This is a genomic window from Mesorhizobium sp. C432A, assembly GCF_030323145.1.
In the GTDB taxonomy this organism is placed as follows: Bacteria; Pseudomonadota; Alphaproteobacteria; order Rhizobiales; family Rhizobiaceae; genus Mesorhizobium.
Genome location: NZ_CP100470.1, coordinates 4,786,746 through 4,809,126 on the forward strand (window position 1 = coordinate 4,786,746; position 22,381 = coordinate 4,809,126).

The window sequence follows — 22,381 nt, forward strand, 5'->3', positions numbered from 1 at the left end:
GGGGGAGATCCCTACCCAAATTTCCCCGTCCGCGGGAATCCCTTCGGCACCATCCGTCCGGCCGACGCTCTCGCGCCGATCCATTCCGCCAGCTCCTCGCGCGACCTGACGAAGGTGCGGTCGGCGGAATCCTGCCAGGACAGGCCGCTCGCCAGCGTGAAGGGTTTCAGGTCGAGCAGACCGCCATCCTTGTATTTCTGCAGGCGAACGCCCTTGCCGCGGCCCATCTCGGGAATTTCGGAGAGCGCAAACACCAGCATCTTGCGGTTCTCGCCGACAATGGCGAGATGATCGCCTGACACGGGGACGCAGGCCTTGGCCTCGTCGGGCGCCTTGACGTTCATCACCTGCTTGCCCTTTCGGGTGTTGGCGACGACCTCCTCCTCCGGCACGACGAAACCATTGGCATCGTAGGAGACGAGCAACAGCTTGCGCTTCGGGTCGTGGACGAAGGCGGTGACGATGTCCTGGTCGTTGTCCATGTCGACGATGATGCGGATCGGTTCGCCATGGCCGCGGCCGCCCGGCAGCCGGTCGGCGCCGATGGTGTAGAATTTTCCGCCGGTGGTGAAGACCAGGATCTTGTCGGTGGTCTGGGCATGGAAGGCGAGCTTGAGGCTGTCGCCTTCCTTGAAGGTGAGCGTGGAATGGTCGGCCAGATGGCCTTTCATCGCCCGCAGCCAGCCCTTTTCCGAGACCACCACGGTGACCGGCTCGCGCTCGATCATGGCGTGCGCAATGTCGGTCAGATCATGCTCCGGCGCGTCGGCGAACTGGGTGTGGCGCTTGCCGAGTTCGGTCTCGGGGCCGAACTTGTCGCGAACCTGCGTGACTTCCCATTTGATCGTCGACCATTGCTTGGCGTCGGATGCGAGCAATGCCTCGATCTGCTTCTTCTCGGTGGTGAGACCGTCGAACTCCTTGCGGATCTCGAACTCTTCCAGCTTGCGCAGGGCCCGCAGCCGCATGTTGAGGATGGCTTCGGCCTGGGTGTCGGTGAGCGACCAACGGGCCATCATCACCTGCTTGGGCTCATCCTCCTCGCGGATGATCCTGATGACCTCGTCGATGTTGAGATAGGCGATCAGGTAGCCGGCAAGGATTTCCAGCCGCTTCTCGATCTCGCCAAGCCGATGCTTCGAGCGGCGGATCAGCACATCGCGCCGATGGTCGAGCCACTCCTTCAGCACGCCCTTCAGCGACAGGACGTTAGGCACCTTGCCCCGCGACAAAACGTTCATGTTGAGGGGAAACCGGCTTTCGAGCTCGGTCAGCTTGAACAGCGATTCCATCAGAATGCCGGGATCGACCGAACGGCTCTTCGGTACGAGCACAATGCGGACGTCCTCGGCGCTTTCATCCCTGACATCCTCAAGCAGCGGCAATTTGCGCGCGATCAAAAGCTCGGCGATCTTCTCGATCAGCCTGGCCTTCTGGATGCCGTAGGGGATTTCAGTGACGACGATGCTCCAGGTGCCCCTGCCCTGATCCTCCTGGCCCCATTTGGCGCGCACGCGAAAACCGCCGCGGCCGGTCTCATAGGCCTCCAGGATGGATGCGCGGCTGTCGACGATGATGCCGCCGGTCGGGAAATCCGGCCCCTGGACGAACTCCATCAGCTTTGTCACCGGCGCGTCCGGCTGCTCGATCAGCTGCAGCGCTGCGTTGCAAAGCTCGGCGGCATTGTGCGGCGGGATGGACGTGGCCATGCCAACCGCAATGCCGGAGGAACCGTTGGCGAGCAGATTCGGGAAGGCGCCGGGAAGCACTACGGGCTCCTCGTCCTCCTCGTTGTAGGTTGGCCGGAAATCGACGGCGTCCTCGGTGATGCCGGCAAGCAAATCGCTCGCCACCTCGGTCATGCGCGCCTCGGTATAGCGCATGGCGGCGGCGTTATCGCCGTCGATATTGCCGAAATTGCCCTGCCCGTCGACGAGGGGATAGCGCATGGAGAAATCCTGCGCCAGGCGCACCAGCGCGTCGTAGATCGACTGGTCGCCATGCGGATGGAACTTGCCCATCACGTCGCCGACGATGCGGGCGCATTTGGCAAAGCCCTGGTCGGGGTTGAGCCTGAGCAGCCGCATCGCATGCATGATGCGGCGATGCACAGGCTTCAGCCCGTCGCGCACGTCAGGCAGCGCCCGGTGCATGATGGTCGACAGCGCATAGGCGAGATAGCGCTCTTCCAGCGCCTTCTTCAGATCGACCGGTTCGATGTGGTCACCGCCGCCATTTTCAGGCGGCAAAATCCTTTTTCCCATGCGGCTGGACTAGCCGAGCGGGTGATTCGCGGCAAGGCGGGGCTGCGGAAATCCGCACTTTGCAGCCTTTGGGCTGACGAGGGCGGCTCAAGGTCCGACAATGGATGTGACGGACTTCATGTCCCCCCTTGCCGTCCCTGTGCAACAGCAGCGGTAGCAGTGCTGTTGCCAACCAACATCAATCTGTTACACGCCCTCTCTAAGGCAGGAGACGGTACGCAGGGGAGCCCGACCTTCATGACATATTCACCGCATCGGGCGAAGGCTCCCGCTCCGATTTGCCTTTCGCCGTGATTTTCGACAACTCTGCGGGAAAGCGCCTTTTTCCCGTCCAGTTCGTCACGGAATGGTGATGGCGTAGAATTGAGAAAACACTTTTTCAGGACTCTCTCAGGGAACTCGCGATGACAATCCAACGTTCGACACTCAAGAAACTTGCTTTTTCGACCTTTTTGCTGACGCTGCCGCTGAATGCCGCCTTTGCGCAAGACACGGCGGTTGCCGACCGACTGAAGGCCGCACTTGCCGTCCAGGGCGTCGATATCACCTGGACCGGCGTTACCGGCGACAATTCCAGCATGGTGCTGCAGGGCGTGTCGGTCAAACCGGCGGCCGAAAAGGAGGCGCTGCCGATCGGCGACGTCAAGCTCGAAGGCGTGACCGAAGCCAATGGCGGCTTCGATGTCGCGACCATCACGACTTCGGCCTTCCAGCACAGCAAGGACGGCGTCACGCTCAACCTCACCCCCTTCGTCATCCACGACGCCAACATCCCGGCTGAGGGCGCTACAGGCCCGCTCGGCTCGATGATGATCTACAAGTCGGCCGAACTCGAAAACCTGACGGTCAAGGTTGCCGACAAGACCGCCTTCTCGGTGGATGGGCTTGCTGTCCAGATCACGCCGCCGGCCGACGGCAAGGCGATGGAGTTTTCCGCCACCACGGAAAAGTTCAACGCCGACCTGACCCTGGTCGACGATGCGAAATCCAAGGAAGCCATCGAGGCCCTCGGCTACCAGAACATCTCGGGCAATATCGAAATCGGCGGCACCTGGCAGCCGAGCGACGGCAAGATGGACCTGTCGAAATACGACATCTCGGTCGAGAATGCCGGCACGCTCGGCATGACCTTCGGCCTCGGCGGCTACACGGTCGACTTCGTCAAGTCGCTGCAGGAGATGCAGAAGAAGATGGCGGCGCAGCCGGAAGGCGCCGACAATTCGGCGCAAGGCATGGCCCTGCTCGGACTATTGCAGCAGCTCTCCTTCAACAGCGCATCGATCCGCTTCGACGACGATTCGCTCACCGGCAAAGTGCTTGAGTATGTCGGCAAGCAGCAGGGCATGTCGGGCAAGGACATCGCCAACCAGGCCAAGGCGATCGTGCCGTTCGGCATGGCGCAGCTCAACAATCCCGAACTGACCGCCGAAGTGACGGCCGCGGTGAGCAAGTATCTCGACGATCCGAAGAGCCTCGAGATTTCGGCCGAGCCGCCCGCAGCGGTGCCGTTCGCGCTGATCATGGCCGGCGCCATGTCCAACCCGGCCGACCTGACCAAGACGCTGGGCGTCCACGTCAAGGCCAACGAAGACTGATCGAAGTTCGCCCCCTTCTCCCCGTCACTATACGGGGAGAAGGTGCCGGTGTCCGAACCGGATAGATAGGTAACAGAATGGACCGATAGCATGGGTGACAGTTTTCTTGTCCGCCGGAGGACCGGCGATGGTTTGGCGAGAGACTGGCATCATGGACGAGCGGCTACGGTTTGTTGTGGAGTGTCTTTCTGGGGATGAGACGATGGTTGCGCTTTGTGCGGCCTACGGGATCTCACGCAAGAACGGCTACAAATGGCTAGGACGCTATCGGACGTTTGGGCCTGAGGGTTTGCACGACCTGCCGCGAGCCCCGCTCAATCATGGCCGGGCGACAGCTCAGGATCTGGTTGAGCGGATTGTGGCGGCCAAGGAGCTGCATCCGCTTTGGGGTCCAAAGAAGATCGTGGCACGGTTCAGGCGCACGGCTCCCGAGTTCATGTGGCCTTCAGCCTCGACGGTCGGCGCGATCCTTGCGCGGCATGGGCTTGTCCGCGCCCGCAAGCGACCCCGCCTGCGGGCCTGCGGCAATGGACCCTGGCCACAGCCGCAAGAACCGAACGCGGTGTGGACTGGCGATCACAAGGGCTGGTTCCGGACCCGCGACGGCTGGCGTTGCGAACCCTTGACGGTGATGGATGCGTCGAGCCGCTACCTCCTGGCGCTCGAAGCGACGGGATCGACGGCCGATAGCGAAGCCTGGCCGGTGTTCGAACGGCTGTTTGAAGAGCATGGCCTGCCGGATCGCTCCAGAAGCGACAATGGCCCGCCCTTCGCATCGGCCGGCGTCACCGGACTGACGCCGCTTGTCGTGCGCTTCATCAAGCTCGGCATCACCTTGGAGCGGATCGCACCCGGCAGGCCACAGCAGAACGGACGTCACGAGCGCTTTCACCTGACCATGCTGCCGATGGCCGAGGCACCGGAAGCCGACCGAACGGCACAGGGCCAGGCCTTCGAGACCTTCCGCCAAAGCTACAATGAGGAACGTCCCCATGAGGCGCTGGGCATGGATACGCCCGCCCAGCACTACCGGTCCTCACAGCGCGCCATGCCCAGGACACCACCCGAGCCCGTCTATCCGGCCGAGGCCTCGGTCCGCCGCGTGCGCCACAATGGCGAGATCCGATGGAATGGCGGCTTCATATATGTCTCGCAAGCGCTGGCTGGCGAACCGGTCGCTGCGTTGGAGACCGAAGACGGACAATGGACACTCTCATTCCATGCCCACCCGCTCGGCATCATCGACACACGGCACATGAAGCTTGCCCGCCGCAGCGCCGCGCCAACCAATCCGCTTGGCGCTGCGGCGGACGCATAGGGGGAGAGAAGTGTCACCTATGTATCCGGTTCAAAGTGTTACCCATCTATCGGCTGGACACCGGCAGGCGGATGAGGGGCGGCGCCAACGCCTGCAAATTGTAGTTCGATGCTGAACCGATTGTCAGAAGGCGCCAACTGCTAAGGCCGTTCGCCAATCGCCTGCATGCGTGCTGCCCCTCATTGTCCTGCCGGACATTTCTCCCCGTATAGAGACGGGGAGAAAGGGCAGCTTCAACGCTGCCGTCAGTCCTTCTTCACTGCCGCGACACGCAGCGACAGATCACGCAACTGCTGCGGCGAGGCTTCCGAAGGCGCGTTCATCAACAAATCGTAGGCCTGCTGGTTCATCGGGAACATGGTGATCTCTCGCAGGTTCTTGGCGCCGACCAGCAGCATGACGACACGGTCGACGCCGGCCGCCATGCCGCCATGCGGCGGGGCGCCATACTGGAAGGCGCGGTAAAGGCCACCAAAGCGTTCTTCCACCGTGGCGCGGTCGAGGCCAACCGTCTCGAACGCCTTGACCATGGTTTCCGGCAAATGGTTGCGGATACCGCCAGAGGCGATCTCGAAGCCGTTGCAGACCATGTCGTACTGGAAGGCCTTGATGCCGAGCAGGTCGTCGCCGTTGAGCGCGTCGATACCGCCTTGCGGCATCGAGAACGGGTTGTGGGCGAAGTCGATCTTCTTCTCCTCCTCGCTCCATTCGAAGAACGGGAAGTCGACGATCCAGCACAATTCGAAGCGCTCGCGGTCGACAAGGTTCAGTTCTTCGCCGGCACGCGTACGCGCGGCACCGGCGAAGGTGACGAACTTCTTCGGATCGCCGGCGACGAAGAAGGCGGCGTCGCCATCGGCAAGGCCGAGCTGCTGACGGATCGCCTCGGTGCGCTCCTCGCCGATGTTCTTGGCCAGCGGACCGGCGCCTTCAAGCTTGTCGCCTTCCTTGCGCCAGAAGATGTAACCCAGTCCCGGCTGGCCCTCGCCCTGCGCCCACGAGTTCATGCGGTCGCAGAAGGCGCGGCTGCCGCCGGTCTTGGCCGGAATGCCCCATACTTCGGCCTTCGGATCGTTGGCCAGGATGTTGGCGAAGACCTTGAAGCCGGAATCGCGGAAATGGTCGGAGACGGCCTGCATCTCGATCGGGTTGCGCAGGTCCGGCTTGTCGGAGCCGTATTTGCGCATCGCGACATCGTACGGGATGCGCTGGAATGTCTGCGTCACCGGCTTGCCGTTGGCGAAAGTCTCGAAGACGCCCCGCATCACCGGTTCCATGGTCGACAGCACGTCGTCCTGCTCGACGAAGCTCATTTCGAGGTCGAGTTGGTAGAATTCGCCGGGCAGACGGTCGGCGCGCGGGTCCTCGTCGCGGAAGCAGGGCGCGATCTGGAAATAGCGGTCGAAGCCCGAAACCATGATCAGCTGCTTGTACTGCTGCGGCGCCTGCGGCAGCGCGTAAAAGGTGCCGGGATGGATGCGCGACGGCACCAGGAAGTCGCGCGCACCTTCCGGCGACGAGGCCGTCAGGATCGGCGTCGAGAATTCGGTGAAGCCGACATCGGTCATACGCTTGCGCATCTCGGCGATGATTTTCGTGCGCGCCACGATGTTCCTGTGCAGCGTCTCGCGGCGCAGGTCCAGGAAACGGTACTTCAGGCGGATGTCTTCGGGATAGTCGGGCTCGCCGAACACCGGCAGCGGCAATTCCTTGGCTGCCGACAGCACCTCGATCTCGCGCGCAAAAATCTCGATCTCGCCGGTCGGCAGGTTGGCGTTGGTGGTGTCCGGCAGGCGCGCCTTGACCTCGCCGTCGACGCGGATCACCCATTCGCCACGCAGCGTCTCGGCCACCTTGAAGGCGGGCGAATCCGGATCGGCGACGATCTGGGTCAGGCCGTAATGGTCGCGCAGATCGATGAACAGCAGGCCGCCATGATCGCGCACGCGATGCACCCAGCCCGACAGGCGAACCGAAGAGCCGACATCGCTCTTTCTCAACTGGGCACAGGTGTGGCTGCGGTAACGATGCATTGTCATGTCAAAATTCCGGGGTGCTGGGTTGTGGCCCGAGCATCAAAGCACGGTCCAAAATTTGCGCGAAAAGCGCATGGGAGGCCGGATTTGTCAAGGCAAGCCGGGCGATCGGGCGCAGGCCCATTGTTCAAGCGAAGTGGATTTCGGCGCCCTGGCGTTCGAAGTCGGCGAGGATCGCGGCCGGCGCGGTCTTTTCGACCACGAGGTGGCGGATCGCCTCTGGCCTGGCGACCCGGTAGGGTGCGGCTGTGGCTAGCTTGTCGTTGGTTACAGCGATGACGATGCCTGCGCTGTTCTTGGCCATCGCCCGCTTTACCTCGGCCTCAGCCGAATCGAAGGCCGTGACGCCGCGCGACGCATCGAGGCCGCAGGATCCGAGAACAAACAGGTCCGCGCCAAGTTGCGCGACAGCGGCAAGCGTGTCGGCGCCGACGCAGGCGCCGAGATGGCGGTCGAACCGCCCGCCCAGCACAATCAGTTCGACCAAAGCGTGGTCTGACAGGACGGAGGCAATTTCGAGCGAATTGGTGGCGACGGTCAGATCGATGTCGCGCGGGATGGCCCTGGCGACCGCGGCATTGGTCGAGCCGCTGTCGATGAACAGGGTCTGTCCGCGCGAAAGCAGTGCCGCGGTCGCGCGGGCCAGCCGCGTCTTTTCTTCGACCGCATGGCCGGCGCGCAGGCCGACCGGCGTGGCCGCGAAGGGTGCGGCCGCGACCGCGCCGCCATAGACGCGGCGGCACTGCCCGGCCTTGGCCAACTCCCTGAGGTCGCGCCGAACCGTGTCTTCCGAAACGCCGAAGCGGCCTGCCAGCTCGCCGGCCAGCACCCTTCCCTCGACGGCCAGGCGATCGCGAATAATTTGATGCCGCTCATCGGTCAGCATTGCATGATCCTGTTTTTTTCCATGCACGTTCTTGCACGATTTGCATGTTTGTGCAAGATGTAGGCATATCAAACAGTGACAACCGTCGACTCTCTTCCCCGAAAGCATCGTCATGACCTTTGGCCTCCGCCTCGCTCCGCAACACCGGGTCTACGCCGGCTTTGCGATCTATTCGTTCGCCATGGGCCAAATCTTCCCGCGGCTGCCCGACATCAAGCACGCCATGGGCATCGGGGACGGCACGCTCGGGCTAAGCCTGATCGGGACGCCGATCGGCACCTTGACCGCGCTGACGCTGGCGGCGCCGATCCTGGAGCGCATCGGCTTCCGCCGCGCGCTGCTCGGGCTGGTGCCGCTTTTGTCGGTTGTCTTTGCCATTGCCGTGCATGCGCCTGGGCCGCTTGCGCTGTTCCTGATGCTGTTTCCGGTCGGCCTGATGATCGGCAGCGTCGAGATCATTCTCAATGTCGAGGCCGATAGAACCGAATTCCTGCTCAAGCGCCGGATCATGAACCGGGCGCATTCGTTCTGGAGCATCGGCTTTTTCGGCGCCGGCCTGTTCGGCGCCGCGCTTGCGCATCTCGGCATTTCGCCGCAACTGCACCTGGCGATTGTCGTACCGATGGTGGCGACAGGAATCGCGCTGTTTCTCGGCGGTTACGAACCGGCGCCGAGCCGCTTCGCTGGCAATGACGAGACGGCGCCAAGGCTGGCGCGGCCGACGCTGCCGATCCTCGTCCTCGTCGCGGTGACACTGTCGGCGATGCTGATGGAAGGCGCCAGCATCGACTGGTCGGCAATCTACATGCGCACCGTGTTCGATGCGGGCCCTTTCGTCGCCGGCTTCACCGTGGCGCTGTTTGCATTCTCGCAAGCGAGCACGCGCTTCTTTGCCGACTCCTTTGTCGACCGCCACTCGCCGAGCGTCGTGGCGCGGGTGCTGCTGGCGACGATGGCGGTGGGCGTGCTGCTCGTCTTCTTCTCGCCTGCCCCGCTCGTATCGATGCTGGGCTTTGCGCTACTTGGCATCGGCAGCAGCGTGCTCTTTCCGCTGGCGATCTCGGCGGCAGCCCAGCGGACGGACCGCTCCGCGACGATCAATGTCGCGGCGCTGTCGCAGATTTCCTTCGTCGCCTTCCTGCTCGGCCCGCCGCTGCTCGGTTTCGTCTCCGACCATTGGGGCATCCGCTCGGCCTTCGGTATCGGCATCCCGTTCATCATGCTCAGCCTGCTGACCGCCGGCTCGCTTGGCCGAAGGGCTGCCCGGGGCGAGCCTGCGCCGGCGAGCGAAGCTTTGGCGAGGGCCGACGGAGCTTGAACGGCCGCACTTGAAGCCACACACCTGTTGGCGGCGGGACAAGCCACTGGCATTGGCCACACCGATGGTTCAGAACTGTGGAGCCACCTAAGCAACGGTTCCGTATGTCCTCCATCCGCCCGCTGATCCCGCTCCTCATCGCCGCCGGCATCCTGCTTGGCGGCAACGGGCTGCAGGGCACGCTGATCGCGTTGCGCGGCGCGCAGGAAGGGTTTTCGGCCTCCGACATCGGCCTGATGGGCACGTTCTATTTCGCCGGCTTCCTGTTGGGGTGCCTGGCCGTCACCCGTATCCTCAAGGCAGTCGGCCATGTCCGGACGTTTTCAGCGCTCGCCGCCATCGCCGCTGCCAGTACGCTGCTCCTGGTGCTGGTGATCGATCCGGTGATGTGGTGCGCGGTGCGCTTTGCCGGCGGTTTCTGTTTTGCCGGCCTGTTCACCGTCATGGAAGCCTGGCTGAACTCCGGCGTCGAAAACAAGGATCGTGCGCGGGTGCTCGCCGTCTACCGCATGGTCGATATCGGCTCGGTAACCGGCGCGCAGTTCCTGATCCCGATCTTCGGCCCCGGCGGCTTTGCCATCTTCGCCATCATGTCGATGATGATCACGCTGTCGCTGGTTCCGGTGTCGCTCGGCGACCGCTCCAACCCGACGCCGCCGGAAGACGTCAAGCTCGATCTCGCCCGCGTCTGGCGGATTTCGCCGCTCGGCTGCTTCGGCTGCATCTGCGTCGGCGTCACCAACAGCGCGTTCCGCACGCTGTCGCCAGTCTATGCCGAGCAGATCGGCATGTCGGTGGCCGATGTCGTCACCTTCGTCAGCGTCGGCATCTTCGGCGGCGCCCTCATCCAGTATCCGCTGGGCTACCTCTCCGACCGCTGGGATCGGCGCGCGGTGCTTTTGGCCACGACATGCGGCGCCATGTTCGCCGCGCTGGCGCTGGTCTTCGTCGCCGGCGCCGATCCGACCCTCAATTTGATTATCGTCTTCATCTTCGGCAGCTTCGCCATGCCGCTCTATTCGCTGTCGGCGGCGCATTCCAACGACCGCGCCGACAAGGGCGAGTTCGTGCTGATCAACGCCGCCTTGATGCTGTTCTATTCATTCGGCGCCATTGGTGGCCCCTTCGCGGCGTCCGCAGTGATGCAACATTTCGGACCGGGCGCCCTGTTTGTCTTCAGCGCAGTCGTCTACGCCACCCTCATCGCCGTCATTCTCTACCGCATGCAGGTGCGCGGCAGCGTGCCGGCGGGCAAGCGCAGCCGCTTCACGGCGCTGCTGCGCACATCAACCGTCTTCGCGCGGCTGGCGCGCAGGAATGGCGATTCCGACGGATCGGCTGATACTTGACCGAAGGGCGGCTTGACGAAAGCGCCCATGGCTGAAATTGAAAGAGAACCTTACCCGTTACTAAAAAGCGATTTGATGCACGTCATCACCACCCAAAATGAGCTCGAGTCCGTTCTCGCCGCTTTTGAAAAGTCGGATTTCGTCACCGTCGACACCGAATTCATCCGCGAAACGACATTCTGGCCGATTCTGTGCCTGATCCAGATGGCGGCGCCAGGCGTCACCGCGCTGATCGACCCGCTGGCGCCCGACATCAACCTCGCCCCGTTCTTCCGGCTGATGGCCAATGAAGCGGTGGTCAAGGTTTTCCATGCCGCGCGCCAGGACATTGAAATCATCGTCCATCTCGGCGATCTGGTGCCGCATCCGGTGTTCGACACCCAGGTCGCGGCCATGGTCTGCGGCTTCGGCGACAGCGTCTCCTACGATCAGCTGGTGCAGCGCATCACCGGCGCACGGCTCGACAAATCCTCGCGTTTCACCGACTGGCGCCACCGGCCGCTGTCGGACAAGCAGCTCGATTATGCGCTGGCCGACGTCACCCATCTGATCGACGTCTACAAGCACCTCAGCGCCGAACTGGAGCGGGAAAACCGCGCCCATTGGCTGAACGAGGAAATGGAGGTGCTGACTTCGCGCGAGACCTACGATCCGCACCCCGAGGATGCCTGGAAGCGGCTGAAGATGCGGCTGCGCAAGCCGCAGGAGCTGGCGATCGTGCAGACGGTGGCGGCATGGCGCGAACGCGAGGCGCGCGAGCGTGACGTGCCGCGCGGCCGGGTGCTCAAGGACGACGCCATATACGAGGTCGCCCAGCAGGCGCCGCGCGATGCGGCAGCCCTTGGCAAGCTGCGCACCACGCCGAAAGGCTGGGAACGGTCATCGACGGCAACGGCGCTGCTCGGCGCGGTCAACACGGCGCTCGCTTTGCCCCGCGAAGAAATGCCGAAGCTGCCCAAGAGCTTTCAGCCGCCCGAGGGCTCCAATGCCGCCTCCGAGCTGTTGAAAGTGCTGTTGCGGATCGTCGCCGAGAAGGAAGGCGTCGCCTCGAAAGTGCTGGCGTCCAGCGACGACATCGACCGCATCGCCGCCGAAGGCGAAGCCGCAGACGTGCCGGCGCTGCAGGGATGGCGGCGTACGGTGTTCGGCGAAGCCGCGCTGAAGCTGGTGCGCGGCGAAATCGGCATCAAGTTCGACAAGCGCAAGATCGCGGTGTTCGATTTGTAGACCCCCACCCCGCTCCGCTCCGCGGAGCGACCCTCCCCACAAGGGGGAGGGTAAACAACTGCCCTACACCGCTCCGAGCAGGTGTAGCGCGAACCAGATCCATGCCAGCAAGAGAATGATCGCGCCGACGTAGAAGGCGCAGCTGCGAAACCGCAGATTGTTGCTGGTGAGGTGGACCCAGGCGTGGCCATAGCGGGAAATCACGAAAATCCACATCAAGGCCAGGGTCAGATAATTGACGCCATTGGTCGCGTGCAGCGCCAGACACAGCACATAGAACAGCACCGGCAGTTCGAACTGGTTGATGAGATTGTTGGCAACCGTGACGCTCGACCCGGGCTCGGTCGTGCGCACCTTGTATTGACCGACCTTGGCCTCGCCCGATTTGACCGCGCCGTAGCGGCGCCGGCCCATCACGACATAGACGATATAGACGAGCAACACCTGCGCCAGCATCGGCCAGAAAATCGCGGTCTGGCTCATGGCGTTGCCCCTGCTCTGTCGTTCATGCCTGTGGACGCCGCTGGGCGGCAAGGATCAAAAACGCGATGACGATGACGGGGATCGCCAGCAGCGCGAATTTGGTGACGATCAGCGACGAGGCGAAAGACAGAGAATCCGGGTTGGCCGACAGCGCATCGGACAGAAGCCGCGCCACCGCAATGTTCTGGGCGTAGTCGGCGCATGTGTAAGGCAGCACGATGACCAGCGCGAACAGCGCCTGAAGCTGCACCGGCATGGCACGAAAATTCTTCAGCCGCCGCCCGGTTGCCAGGATCAGGCTGACCATGGTCAGCGACAGCAGCGCCGGGAAGAGAAGGTCGAAAGTCAAATAGTGCCAGACCAGGATGATCTCACTGCCGCGTCGGCCGAGTGCCGTCAGCCAGGCCATGCCCTCGTCGGGCGTGAACCCGCCAAGGCGCACGTCGAGCGACGGCAGGCCGCCGCTCAGCCGGCGGAAATAGAAGAATTCCAGCAGCGTCATGGTGATGAAAACCGCCGCGGCGGCAAAGCACAGCGCGCCGGCATGGCGCGCCAGCCGCAGCACGATCGTCGCCTGGTGGCGCCAGAGCATGTACCGCTCTGGCTGCCGGTCAGGCTCCGCCAGGATAGTTCGGGCTTTCGCGGGTAATCGTGACGTCATGGGCGTGGCTTTCACGAAGTCCGGCGTTGGATATGCGCACAAAGGTGGCGCGTTCGCGAAAATCGGCAAGGTCGCGGCCACCGACATAACCCATAGCGGCTTTTAGCCCGCCCGCAAGCTGGTGCAGCACGCCAGACACAGGTCCCTTGTAGGGCACCTGCCCTTCAATGCCTTCCGGGACCAGTTTCAGCGTGTCGCGAACCTCGGCCTGGAAGTAGCGATCGGCCGAGCCGCGCGCCATGGCGCCGACAGAGCCCATGCCGCGATAGGCCTTGAAGGAGCGGCCCTGATGCAGATAGACCTCGCCCGGGCTTTCGTCGGTGCCGGCCAGCAGCGAACCGATCATGGCCGCACTGGCGCCGGCGGCAAGCGCCTTGGCCAGGTCACCCGAATATTTGATGCCGCCGTCGGCGATGACCGACACGCCTGATCTATGCGCCGTCTCGACCGCCGACATGATCGCCGAAAGCTGCGGCACGCCGACGCCGGCGACGATGCGCGTGGTGCAGATCGAGCCCGGGCCGATGCCGACCTTGACGGCATCGGCGCCGGCGTCGATCAGCGCCTGCGTGCCTTCGGCGGTGGCGACGTTGCCGGCCAGGATGCGGACGGAATTGGAAAGCTTCTTGGCCCGCGTCACCGCATCGAGCACGCGCTGCGAATGGCCATGCGCGGTGTCGATGACCAGGAGGTCGACACCGGCATCGATCAACCGCTCGGCGCGCTCGAAGCCGTCATCGCCGACGCTGGTGGCGGCCGCCGCCCGCAGGCGCCCCTGCGCATCCTTGGTGGCGTGCGGGTTGAGCTGCGACTTCTCGATGTCCTTGACGGTGATCAGGCCGACGCAATTGCCTTGCTTGTCCACGACGACGAGCTTTTCGATGCGGTGCTGGTGCAGCAGCCGCTTGGCCTCGTCCTGGTCGACATTCTCCTTGACCGTGATCAGGTTCTCACGGGTCATCAATTCGTAGACTTTCTGCCCCGGATCGGAGGCGAAGCGCACGTCACGGTTGGTCAGGATGCCGACCAGGCGGCCGATCTTCTGGCCGCCGGTGCCGCCATTCTCGACCACCGGAATGCCCGAGATGGAATAGGTGCGCATCAGCGCCAGCGCGTCGGCGAGCGTGGCGTCGGGGCCGATGGTGACCGGATTGATGACCATGCCCGATTCGAACTTCTTGACCTGACGCACCTGCTCGGCCTGTTCGGCCGGCGAGAAATTGCGGTGGATGACGCCGATGCCGCCGGCCTGCGCCATGGCGATGGCGAGCCGCGCCTCGGTGACGGTGTCCATGGCGGCCGACAGGATCGGCACGTTGAGGTCGATGTCGGTGGCGATGCGGGTGCGGATGTCGGTCTCACCGGGCATGACCTCGGAATGACCGGGCTGCAACAGCACGTCGTCAAAGGTCAGCGCCAGCGCGCCGGTGGACGTTTCGATGATTTTTGCCATGGCCAGTCCTCGGATACGAAAAGCGCTGGGGGAATACAAAAAAGCGCTGGACCGAAATGGACAGCGCCGACTCGTTTCTTCCCTTTCAGGATTGGCGCTGGCTGGTAACACGTCGCGGCGCCGATGAAAAGCCGGTGATTGCATGTCACCGCAAAGTGTTGGGGTTGCCCCGGAACGCCGTGTTAAGTCAGCGCATTAAAGCTGGCCAGCGTGACCCGAATGCCATCCATCCTCCTACGACCTCGCCTATCGCGCAGGGCGAACCCCTGGCCTCGCCGACGGTCTCGAAGGGTATCGCCGCCCCCCTGCCGCCTTATGTGCCCGCCGCCCCTCGCCGGTCGCCGTAACTTATGGCCCGGCATTATGAACTGTGCCCTACCGGCGCGCAAAGCCTAGCAAATGCGCCTGAGTATATGTTTGCGATAAACGTGTCTCGCGCTCTGCCGCAGTAACGGAAACGTGATCGAAGCAATTGGCGTCTGTTCATGCGAGTTCGTTCAGCTCGTTCGGCCGGAGTGGTTTCGGAGCAGTTCGTGCCTGTGCATGACGGGGTTTGATTATTGTAGCCGGGTATCACGGCAGTTTCCCTGTTGACATGTCGTAAGGGCTCAGCGTCTATCTTAGCAGTTCCTTTTAGAACTTTTCTCAATGGCGAGATCTGTCTTGAAAGGAGCGCTCCCATGATAATCACCCTCGACCTAGGCCAGGTGCTCACCCTGACCGCAAGCGCGTTCGGCGTCGTTGCCGGCGTGATCGCTTTTGCCCGCTTCATCAAATGGTGGTGGCACAAACCGCTGGACCCGGGCGAATGATCGATCTCTTCACAGGCTCCGGCGGGCTGCTTGACCGGGTCGCCGTTCCGGACCGCAAAATTCGCCAAACACATGGTTGCAGGGTTTCGATGGCGCGCCTATGTCCCCTTAGGCAGGCGCCGCTTAGCGAGGTACACGCCAAAATGACGATTATGAAGGACGTTCCAGCTTATCCCAAGAAGACATTCGAAGACGGCTATGTCGATGGATTCCAGTCGTTGAAGCCCGACGTCGTTCCCACAGTCCCAAGGCCCTACGAAGCTCCACTCGGCACTACTCCGTATCAATGGGGCTTCAGGCTTGGGCAGGACGGTGCGCGCGCAGCTTAAGTCTGCGCCCCGCTGTGATGAATGAACCCCACCCGTATGGTAGGCGCGAAGCAGTGGACTTCGATCCCCGTTAGTCGCATTCTGCCCGTGGGGAAAGGGTTATGGGGCTCCACCGTCACACGGCTTCTCGGCCTACGAAGGCATAGACGCTCGTTGCTGGAACAGCGGGCGCTAATCCCGGTCCTGTTGTGCGGTGTTGCCGCTGCCAGCTATTTCATGCCGCAGAGCGAACAGCATCCCCTTCCGACCGTGCATCGGCAGGGGGATTCCAGGGCGCTTGCCCCGGCCGGTTGCAACATCAACGGCAATATCAGCGCCGTGACTGGCGAACGCATCTACCACATGCCAGGGCAGCGATATTACAACGAGACGGTCGTCAACTCGGCAAAGGGCGAGCGCTGGTTCTGCTCTCAATGGGAAGCGTGGTGGGCCGGCTGGCGGAAGTCAAAGGTGTGACGGGAAACTGACTTAAGGCACCGAGGAAAAATCGCTTCACAACGAATCTGAGCGATCTCGTCACGGCGAACATCACACCTGGCGATTTATTTTTCCTGCCACACACTAGTTGTTATTTCAGCCACATCTGCGTCGCCAATCAATTCACCTGCGCTATTGATTTCCTTCAAGGCACGATCAGCGAGAGCAGCCGAGAAAACGTCTGCATAGAACTGTCGTCCGGAAGTCGATATCGAAGCCGTTACGATCTCTTCCGGGGTCATCGTAGGGACAGCTATCCCTCGCATTCCAACAACCGCCAACGATGGACTTATTGGAAGATAAGCCTCTCGCCAGTCGTTTGAGGCGCCGACAAAAGTGGAGATCTTTTTTTCTCGATCTACGCAGAAAACGCCGGCGTCACCTAACACAAAATTCTTATCAGGATTTTGAACGATAGCCCAAGATTCCGGCCTTCTGGGTTCGGGACACACCCCACCTGAGTCAAGGAATCTTTGCAAGCTCGTGTTGTGGCTATTATCGAACGTGTCTGTGTTAACATGAGCCGCAAACGCCTGGAACATCATTTGCATAACACCGCCCAACTGGTTCCGATCTATATTTTCCAGAATATATTTTTTTAGGATTTCATTTTGCTCTGGAGTCTGTTGCGGTAGCGCTTCCGCTATTGCTTCGCCAACTTTCAGATCGATATTTCTGGTTAGATAACCGGCAGCGTCAACACCCAGAGCCGTATCGGCCATCAAACTGGCCGTCTTGTGGATGCCACTGCGCATTCGATCCCTCATTGCGCGAGTACGAAAAGCCAGCAGCCAAAACAAATTTCCCATTTCATGTTCAAATTTGACCGGCAGATTAGAACCGGAAAGGATTGCGGCATACATCGCGCCGTTCTTGCTTTCGCTAACCGCAAAAGCGTCCTCCAGTCGATCGTCCTCTTTGCCATAAAATTGATGGTATGACGCTACCTTCTTTATATTCCTGCAATCAGGTTCTTCTTTTTGATCGTAGACCCAAACGAAATATTTGCCCGGCTTCCGAGGAGGTGGAGCAGAACGAAAATGCCGAAGCTGGAATTCTGAAATAAAATGATTGTTGTCTTTCTTCTTATTCATGGAGCAGCCATCTGTTTCAACTTTTTGTGGACCCAAGTATATCCGATTTAATAGGGAGCGAGTCTAGTCGGCTAGTTGGAACAGCTAGCACGGGCTGCAGAGAACTGGTAGCTGATCAAGCAAGGCAGGGGGGATCAAATGACACAAACTGAGGCGGCAGAATCGGCAAAAACGTCTGGCTGGGTGAAGCTCGGATTCTTGTTCACCGGCCTTTACGTCGCTTTAGTCGCTTGGACGGTGGGGGCCAGCGATTTCGTCAAGTTCAGCGCGCCGATGGAGCTTCACGACCTCGCCGATGCGCTGGCCGGAATCTTCGCGCCATTGGCGTTCCTTTGGCTGTTCGTAGCCACGATGGTTCAGTCGCAAGAGCTTTCCCTGCAACGCCGAGAGCTGCAGCTTACTCGGCGCGAATTCGAACAGAACCGGCAGGTAGCCAAGGAGCAGGCGGAGGAAGCACGCAATCAAGCCAAATTCATCGGAACGCAAACTGAGATGATGGTTTGGGCGGAAAACGACAAACACTTGAAAGTGGTTCTTGATGGCATCACAACCCTAGTGTCGCAGGGGAGTAGACAGCAAATAGTAATAAGAACCGGCCAAGGCGAGTCAAAACTCGTGCGAGGCCCATTTGATCGAGCAGCTTTTATAGGCGATGTGATTGAGTCCTTTAGTTCTTCCGTTGAAGCCGTCCGTAACGCCCTCGAGCAATTTCCTGGACGGAAGGCCACTTTTGGTCAGATCGTCCTGCTCCGAGAAATTGCAACCCTGCTCGCTGAAGTCAGGAGCATTATGCCAGGGACCTCGCCGAAGCAGAAAGCCGAGTTGGCGCAACTAGGATTTGAAAGGTTTGAAGCGGCCACTGCCTATTTGCTTGAAGTCTGCAAGCCCAGGGATGAATGAGGCCCAATGAGGTCACGGTGGCATGCTGATGCTTTATTTCTTTTTCAATTTGTATAAGCATGTTGAGCACGCCACGGGGGCATTGTTATGGCATTGTTTGATGCAATCAAATACGTCGGCTCAGGGCTAACGCTGATCGCCTTTATCGTCGCCGCCCTTACCTATGCATATCAACAGAAGTTGAAAAGTCGGGAAAAGAAACTTCTAGCTGTCCCTGCAAAGGACCGCTTAGCGGCCGCCAGTGATGCTGCCGAATACATTCGTATCGATCTTGCAAAAATTCCGCCGAACGATCGCGCCAAGATTGTGCTTGAGCAGCTTGCGTTGAAGGCGCAGCAGCAACGCCAGTATTTCATTGGTTTTATGTTTCTTGCGCTCTTAATAGGCATAGGAACGATAGTCGCAACAATGAGCCTTCCCCCAACCAAACCGCTCATAGGTGAGGGCGCGCGCTCGGGCGGATGGGCTTACGTTGGTTACTTGGACAAGAGCAAGAAGGTTTGGGCCGTCGGCCCGTTTGTCAACATTGCAAGCTACAGTGGGTCCCCAGATCGAACCTATCCCATACGCATCGGGGACGTAGTCCGTCCTCGCAAGAATTTGCCCCAAGTGATAGTCGGCTACGCCTCAACAGGGACGGCCAACGACCAGAAAGCTCCGCCAAGTTTGACTAACACGATCGACCCCAAGCGCGACTATACAGGGTCCTTATATTTGTCTACCAATACATACTTGGTAAACGATGTCCAAGTCTGGTCGAATCCGGACGCAGACTCTGTCGTTTGGCTCAGCCTTACGCCCGGCGATCCAGATCCAGAAAGGACACAGCCGCCGAAAGCTGAAGATCCCCCCAAACCGCCCTCGACTACCACGACAGTCACGTATCAGGTTTGCACGGGTGAATATGAGAGAAACTGCGGAGGACCTCACAGCGCATACCTTTATTGTGACGTGAGTGTTGAAGCGTGGGCGGCAAAGCAGTGTCAATCGCTCGCAGGCGAGGTCCAAGCGGTTGCGAAAGTATCGGTGCATGGCGGGAATAAGTGTGGCTATGGGATGTTTACAGTGATCTGTTCCGTTACCAAATAAGGTAGGCTCATTCGGCAAACAACGCATGATCGCTATCGGCTCAACCGCTCGACCGTTGCAATGATCGCCTCCGCCAATGCCTCACCTTCGTTGATAGGCTCGGGCCGTACAGACCAAGCCAGTTCCAATACAGGATGCGGTCATGGAACAGACCTGCTCGATCGCCGTGCGAGCCAGTTTTGGGGCCGCGCGTTCGCCGGTCGCATCTGTGAAATCGTCCACGTAGATGCTTCCGTGCCCCTATGGCAAATGACCTCGATCTACGATTCTAATCATGGCCGATGACTTCAAACCTGGGCGACGACAGGATTTAGCCGGTTTTGCGGGTTGGCAGCACGGAGCCGCAACGGCGCGGGTCGCACAAAAGTGACAGCAAATTAATGCGACATACGGGTAAAGGCGTGATAACCGCCCTTTCGTGTCGGCTTGCCCCCCAGACCGCACGCACATTTTGACCAGTTCGGACGCGTTCGTTGAACCGCATCATTCCGCTCATTCTGGCGGTCGCCTTGTTCATGGAAAACATGGATTCGACCGTCATTGCGACATCGCTGCCGGCGATTGCCGTCGACATCCACACCAGCCCGATCGCGCTCAAGCTGGCGCTGACCGCCTATCTGGTGTCGCTGGCGATCTTCATTCCGATCAGCGGCTGGATGGCCGACCGGTTCGGCGCCAAGAACGTGTTTCGCGCAGCGATTGGCGTGTTCATCGTCGGCTCGGTCGCCTGCGCCATCTCCAATTCGCTGCCGGCCTTCGTCGTCTCGCGCTTCCTGCAAGGCATAGGCGGCGCCATGATGACGCCGGTCGGCCGCCTGGTGCTGGTGCGCGCGACGCCGAAAAGCGAGCTGGTTGCCGCCATGTCATGGCTGACGGTGCCGGCACTGGTCGGGCCGCTTGTCGGCCCACCGATCGGCGGCTTCATCACCACCTATTTCACCTGGCACTGGATCTTCCTCATCAACGTGCCGATCGGCCTGATCGGCATCTGGCTGGCAACGCGCTTCCTGCCGCAGACCGACTCGATGGAGACGCCACCGCTCGATTTCGTCGGCTTCGTGCTGAGCGGACTGGCGGCCTCCGGCGTCGTCTTCGGCCTGTCGGTGGTCAGCCTTCCCTATCTGCCGCCGGCGACCGGCCTCATCACCGTGGCGGTTGGGCTGGTGTCCGGCGTGCTCTATCTCCTGCATGCGCGCAGGGCGCAAAATCCATTGCTGGCGCTGGAACTGTTCCGCAACCAGGTGTTCCGCTCCTCCGTGCTCGGCGGTTCGCTGTTTCGCATCGGCATCGGCGCGGTGCCTTTCCTGCTGCCGCTGATGTTCCAGATCGGCTTCGGGCTGACGCCTTTCCAGTCGGGCATGATCACCTTCGTCTCGGCCATCGGCGCCATCGGCATGAAGTTCGTCACAGCTCTGATCTTCCGGCTCGCCGGCTTCCGCCGGGTGCTGATCTGGGGCTCGCTGATCGCCGCCGCATCGATCGCCATCTACGGGCTGTTCACGCCGGACACGCCTTACGCGCTGATGCTGGCCATGTTGCTGGTCGGCGGCTTCATCCGCTCGATGTTCTTCACCGGCGTCAACGCGCTCTCCTATGCCGAGGTGTCGGCCGAAGACACCAGCAAGGCGACGCCGATCGCGGCGGTGTTCCAGCAGCTATCGATCGCGCTCGGCGTGGCGCTTGCCGGCGGCATTCTGGAAGTCTCGACTTCGATCCATGGCGGACCGCTGGTGCTCTCCGACTTTCACATCGCCTTCTTCATCGTGGCGGCGGTGTCGGCGGCAGCGTCCGTGTCATTCATGCGGCTGGCGCCGGATGCCGGCAATGCCGTGTCGGGACATGGCCGGCTGACGACGCCGAAGACGCTGGAGCCGGTGAGCACGGCTGGGAAGTAAGGGGCGAGCGCCCCTCATCACTTCGTTCATCCTAGGGCGAAGCGACTCAAAGCGTCGCGCAGACCCGAGGATCCTGTGTGTTGTTCCCATGCTATGTTTGGGGTGGGAAGGAGACCGACAGGATCCTGGTCGTCCTTTTTGAGGACAGGCCGTGGCATGGCTCGGTCCCTTCCCACCGGTGAACCATCAACCTGAACAGTTGCACGGGGCTGTTCCAAGCAGACCCCGCACCACAGGAAGAGGCGTGGACATGATAATGCAGAACTATGTCGGCTGCGACATCTCAAAGCAGTGGTTGGACTTTTTTGATGAGGCAAGCGGTCAATACCATCGCATCGACAATCAGGCCGATGCGATCGCTGCCTATGTGGCAGGCCTGCATCCCAGTCGAGACTTCGTCGTCATGGAGGCGACAGGGGTTCATGACCGCCTGCTGCGTCATGCGCTGGCCAAGGCCGGCGTGCCGTTCTCGCGGCACAATCCGGCGCACACCCACCACTATGCGAAGTCGACGAGACGGCGCGCCAAGACCGACCGTCTCGATGCCAGGATGCTGAGCGACTATGGCCGCCGCTATCACCCGGAAGCCGAGCCGGCACCGCGCGAAGAAGGCGAACACCTTCAATCGCTTGCCCGCCTTCGCGACCAATGGTCGAGATCAGGGCAACGTTGAAGAAACAGCGCAGCGAAGCCTTCGGCGCGATTGTTCATCGCCGAAATCGAAGAGCTGATCGCTACCTTCAATGTCCGCATCAAGGGTATCGAGGGGCAGATCGCCCAAGCCATTACCCAAGCCGAGGACATGGCCCGCGACAACGCGCTGATGATCTCCGTACCCGGCGTCTCCAAGATCACTTCGTTCTCGCTGGCGCACCTGCCCGAGCTCGGCCAACGCTCACCCAAGTCGATCGCGGCACTCGCCGGCCTTGCTCCCTTCGACAACAAGAGCGGCAAGCTCAATCGCAGGAGCCAGATCCAGGGTGGTCGATCACGCGTACGTCGCGCACTCTACATGGCAGCGCTCGGCGCCATCCGGGCTTGTGAGCGCTTCAGAACTTTCTACACCGCCATCGCAGCCCGCTCAGGTTCCAAGAAACTCGCCATCATCGCCGTCGCAAGAAAGCTTCTCGTCGTCCTCAACGCCATCATTCGCGATAAAAAAGCATTCGCATGAACACAGTTGCCATTCCGTGAT

Annotated in this window: 19 protein-coding genes; 12 read left to right on the forward strand and 7 right to left on the reverse strand. The window is 61.3% G+C overall.

Features of this window, described 5'->3' with window-relative positions; translation table 11 throughout:
• Positions 1 to 11 precede the first annotated feature (11 nt).
• Positions 12 to 2,264: a DNA topoisomerase IV subunit A gene (gene parC, locus NLY33_RS23505; RefSeq protein WP_023705085.1), complete on the reverse strand. Its 2,253-nt coding sequence runs from the start codon at positions 2,262 to 2,264 to the stop codon at positions 12 to 14.
• A 404-nt stretch (positions 2,265 to 2,668) separates the two neighbouring features.
• On the opposite strand from parC, the gene NLY33_RS23510 reads away from it, so the two are divergent.
• Together NLY33_RS23510 and NLY33_RS23515 are read left to right on the forward strand one after the other, a co-directional pair.
• Positions 2,669 to 3,859: an aq_1923 C-terminal domain gene (locus NLY33_RS23510; RefSeq protein WP_023705086.1), complete on the forward strand. Its 1,191-nt coding sequence runs from the start codon at positions 2,669 to 2,671 to the stop codon at positions 3,857 to 3,859.
• Positions 3,860 to 3,986: 127 nt separating this feature from the next.
• A complete protein-coding gene (locus NLY33_RS23515; protein WP_286439113.1) occupies positions 3,987 to 5,177 on the forward strand; it encodes an integrase core domain-containing protein in 1,191 nt (396 codons plus the stop codon).
• Between the two features lie 245 nt (positions 5,178 to 5,422).
• Here the strand turns inward: NLY33_RS23515 and aspS are convergent, their stop codons facing one another.
• Together aspS and NLY33_RS23525 are read right to left on the reverse strand one after the other, a co-directional pair.
• Positions 5,423 to 7,210 carry an aspartate--tRNA ligase gene (gene aspS / locus NLY33_RS23520; protein ID WP_023682421.1) on the reverse strand — a complete coding sequence of 596 codons (1,788 nt, stop codon included), beginning with the start codon at positions 7,208 to 7,210 and terminating at the stop codon, positions 5,423 to 5,425.
• A gap of 130 nt (positions 7,211 to 7,340) precedes the next feature.
• On the reverse strand, positions 7,341 to 8,099 hold the full coding sequence (locus NLY33_RS23525) for a DeoR/GlpR family DNA-binding transcription regulator (protein WP_023708788.1): 759 nt from the start codon (positions 8,097 to 8,099) through the stop codon (positions 7,341 to 7,343).
• A 112-nt stretch (positions 8,100 to 8,211) separates the two neighbouring features.
• Here NLY33_RS23525 and NLY33_RS23530 point away from each other — a divergent pair, with 112 nt between their 5' ends.
• The 3 genes from NLY33_RS23530 to rnd all read left to right on the forward strand — a co-directional run bounded on the left by NLY33_RS23530 (position 8,212) and on the right by rnd (position 11,993).
• Positions 8,212 to 9,417: an MFS transporter gene (locus NLY33_RS23530; protein ID WP_023708787.1), complete on the forward strand. Its 1,206-nt coding sequence runs from the start codon at positions 8,212 to 8,214 to the stop codon at positions 9,415 to 9,417.
• Positions 9,418 to 9,521: 104 nt separating this feature from the next.
• Positions 9,522 to 10,766, forward strand: coding sequence for an MFS transporter (locus NLY33_RS23535; RefSeq protein WP_023673030.1), 1,245 nt, complete (start codon positions 9,522 to 9,524; stop codon positions 10,764 to 10,766).
• 75 nt (positions 10,767 to 10,841) lie between these two features.
• Positions 10,842 to 11,993 (forward strand): ribonuclease D, encoded by a 1,152-nt coding sequence (gene rnd, locus NLY33_RS23540; protein WP_023708785.1) that lies wholly within the window; start codon positions 10,842 to 10,844, stop codon positions 11,991 to 11,993.
• Positions 11,994 to 12,056: 63 nt separating this feature from the next.
• On the opposite strand, the gene NLY33_RS23545 is transcribed toward rnd, so the two are convergent.
• From NLY33_RS23545 to guaB, 3 genes are read right to left on the reverse strand one after another with little or no spacing between them, the layout of a single operon-like run.
• A complete protein-coding gene (locus NLY33_RS23545) occupies positions 12,057 to 12,476 on the reverse strand; it encodes an MAPEG family protein (RefSeq protein WP_023708784.1) in 420 nt (139 codons plus the stop codon).
• Positions 12,477 to 12,498: 22 nt separating this feature from the next.
• Complete coding sequence (locus tag NLY33_RS23550) at positions 12,499 to 13,068, reverse strand: hypothetical protein (protein WP_023709519.1); 570 nt, start codon at positions 13,066 to 13,068, stop codon at positions 12,499 to 12,501.
• A gap of 19 nt (positions 13,069 to 13,087) precedes the next feature.
• Positions 13,088 to 14,590, reverse strand: a complete 1,503-nt coding sequence (gene guaB / locus NLY33_RS23555; protein WP_023709518.1) for an IMP dehydrogenase — start codon at positions 14,588 to 14,590, stop codon at positions 13,088 to 13,090.
• 680 nt (positions 14,591 to 15,270) lie between these two features.
• Between guaB and NLY33_RS23560 the strand changes: the two genes are divergently transcribed.
• Complete coding sequence (locus tag NLY33_RS23560) at positions 15,271 to 15,402, forward strand: hypothetical protein (RefSeq protein ID WP_023705814.1); 132 nt, start codon at positions 15,271 to 15,273, stop codon at positions 15,400 to 15,402.
• Between the two features lie 545 nt (positions 15,403 to 15,947).
• Positions 15,948 to 16,187, forward strand: a complete 240-nt coding sequence (locus tag NLY33_RS23565) for a sunset domain-containing protein (protein ID WP_348524497.1) — start codon at positions 15,948 to 15,950, stop codon at positions 16,185 to 16,187.
• A gap of 86 nt (positions 16,188 to 16,273) precedes the next feature.
• Here NLY33_RS23565 and NLY33_RS23570 read toward each other — a convergent pair whose 3' ends face one another.
• The gene (locus tag NLY33_RS23570; protein ID WP_023705811.1) at positions 16,274 to 17,302 is read right to left on the reverse strand and encodes a DUF4238 domain-containing protein; all 1,029 of its coding nucleotides are present in this window, start codon (positions 17,300 to 17,302) and stop codon (positions 16,274 to 16,276) included.
• Positions 17,303 to 17,440: 138 nt separating this feature from the next.
• Here NLY33_RS23570 and NLY33_RS23575 point away from each other — a divergent pair, with 138 nt between their 5' ends.
• From NLY33_RS23575 to NLY33_RS23595, 5 genes are all read left to right on the forward strand, one after another.
• Complete coding sequence (locus NLY33_RS23575; RefSeq protein WP_023724339.1) at positions 17,441 to 18,202, forward strand: hypothetical protein; 762 nt, start codon at positions 17,441 to 17,443, stop codon at positions 18,200 to 18,202.
• 87 nt (positions 18,203 to 18,289) lie between these two features.
• Complete coding sequence (locus NLY33_RS23580) at positions 18,290 to 19,291, forward strand: hypothetical protein (RefSeq protein WP_023705809.1); 1,002 nt, start codon at positions 18,290 to 18,292, stop codon at positions 19,289 to 19,291.
• Between the two features lie 473 nt (positions 19,292 to 19,764).
• Positions 19,765 to 21,186, forward strand: coding sequence for an MFS transporter (locus tag NLY33_RS23585; RefSeq protein WP_023708778.1), 1,422 nt, complete (start codon positions 19,765 to 19,767; stop codon positions 21,184 to 21,186).
• Positions 21,187 to 21,436: 250 nt separating this feature from the next.
• Entirely contained in the window at positions 21,437 to 21,859 is a 423-nt protein-coding gene (locus tag NLY33_RS23590; RefSeq protein WP_023709515.1) for an IS110 family transposase, read from the forward strand.
• Between the two features lie 30 nt (positions 21,860 to 21,889).
• On the forward strand, positions 21,890 to 22,360 hold the full coding sequence (locus tag NLY33_RS23595; RefSeq protein ID WP_023709514.1) for an IS110 family transposase: 471 nt from the start codon (positions 21,890 to 21,892) through the stop codon (positions 22,358 to 22,360).
• Positions 22,361 to 22,381 lie beyond the last annotated feature (21 nt).

Excerpts from the sequence above, each read along its gene's own strand:
- parC (WP_023705085.1), bottom strand. The coding sequence starts at position 2,264 with ATGGGAAAAAGGATTTTGCCGCCTGAAAATGGCGGCGGTGACCACATC.
- NLY33_RS23510 (WP_023705086.1), top strand. The coding sequence starts at position 2,669 with ATGACAATCCAACGTTCGACACTCAAGAAACTTGCTTTTTCGACCTTT.
- NLY33_RS23515 (WP_286439113.1), top strand. The coding sequence starts at position 3,987 with ATGGTTTGGCGAGAGACTGGCATCATGGACGAGCGGCTACGGTTTGTT.
- aspS (WP_023682421.1), bottom strand. The coding sequence starts at position 7,210 with ATGCATCGTTACCGCAGCCACACCTGTGCCCAGTTGAGAAAGAGCGAT.
- NLY33_RS23525 (WP_023708788.1), bottom strand. The coding sequence starts at position 8,099 with ATGCTGACCGATGAGCGGCATCAAATTATTCGCGATCGCCTGGCCGTC.
- NLY33_RS23530 (WP_023708787.1), top strand. The coding sequence starts at position 8,212 with ATGACCTTTGGCCTCCGCCTCGCTCCGCAACACCGGGTCTACGCCGGC.
- NLY33_RS23535 (WP_023673030.1), top strand. The coding sequence starts at position 9,522 with ATGTCCTCCATCCGCCCGCTGATCCCGCTCCTCATCGCCGCCGGCATC.
- rnd (WP_023708785.1), top strand. The coding sequence starts at position 10,842 with ATGCACGTCATCACCACCCAAAATGAGCTCGAGTCCGTTCTCGCCGCT.
- NLY33_RS23545 (WP_023708784.1), bottom strand. The coding sequence starts at position 12,476 with ATGAGCCAGACCGCGATTTTCTGGCCGATGCTGGCGCAGGTGTTGCTC.
- NLY33_RS23550 (WP_023709519.1), bottom strand. The coding sequence starts at position 13,068 with ATGCTCTGGCGCCACCAGGCGACGATCGTGCTGCGGCTGGCGCGCCAT.
- guaB (WP_023709518.1), bottom strand. The coding sequence starts at position 14,590 with ATGGCAAAAATCATCGAAACGTCCACCGGCGCGCTGGCGCTGACCTTT.
- NLY33_RS23560 (WP_023705814.1), top strand. The coding sequence starts at position 15,271 with ATGATAATCACCCTCGACCTAGGCCAGGTGCTCACCCTGACCGCAAGC.
- NLY33_RS23565 (WP_348524497.1), top strand. The coding sequence starts at position 15,948 with ATGCCGCAGAGCGAACAGCATCCCCTTCCGACCGTGCATCGGCAGGGG.
- NLY33_RS23570 (WP_023705811.1), bottom strand. The coding sequence starts at position 17,302 with ATGAATAAGAAGAAAGACAACAATCATTTTATTTCAGAATTCCAGCTT.
- NLY33_RS23575 (WP_023724339.1), top strand. The coding sequence starts at position 17,441 with ATGACACAAACTGAGGCGGCAGAATCGGCAAAAACGTCTGGCTGGGTG.
- NLY33_RS23580 (WP_023705809.1), top strand. The coding sequence starts at position 18,290 with ATGGCATTGTTTGATGCAATCAAATACGTCGGCTCAGGGCTAACGCTG.
- NLY33_RS23590 (WP_023709515.1), top strand. The coding sequence starts at position 21,437 with ATGATAATGCAGAACTATGTCGGCTGCGACATCTCAAAGCAGTGGTTG.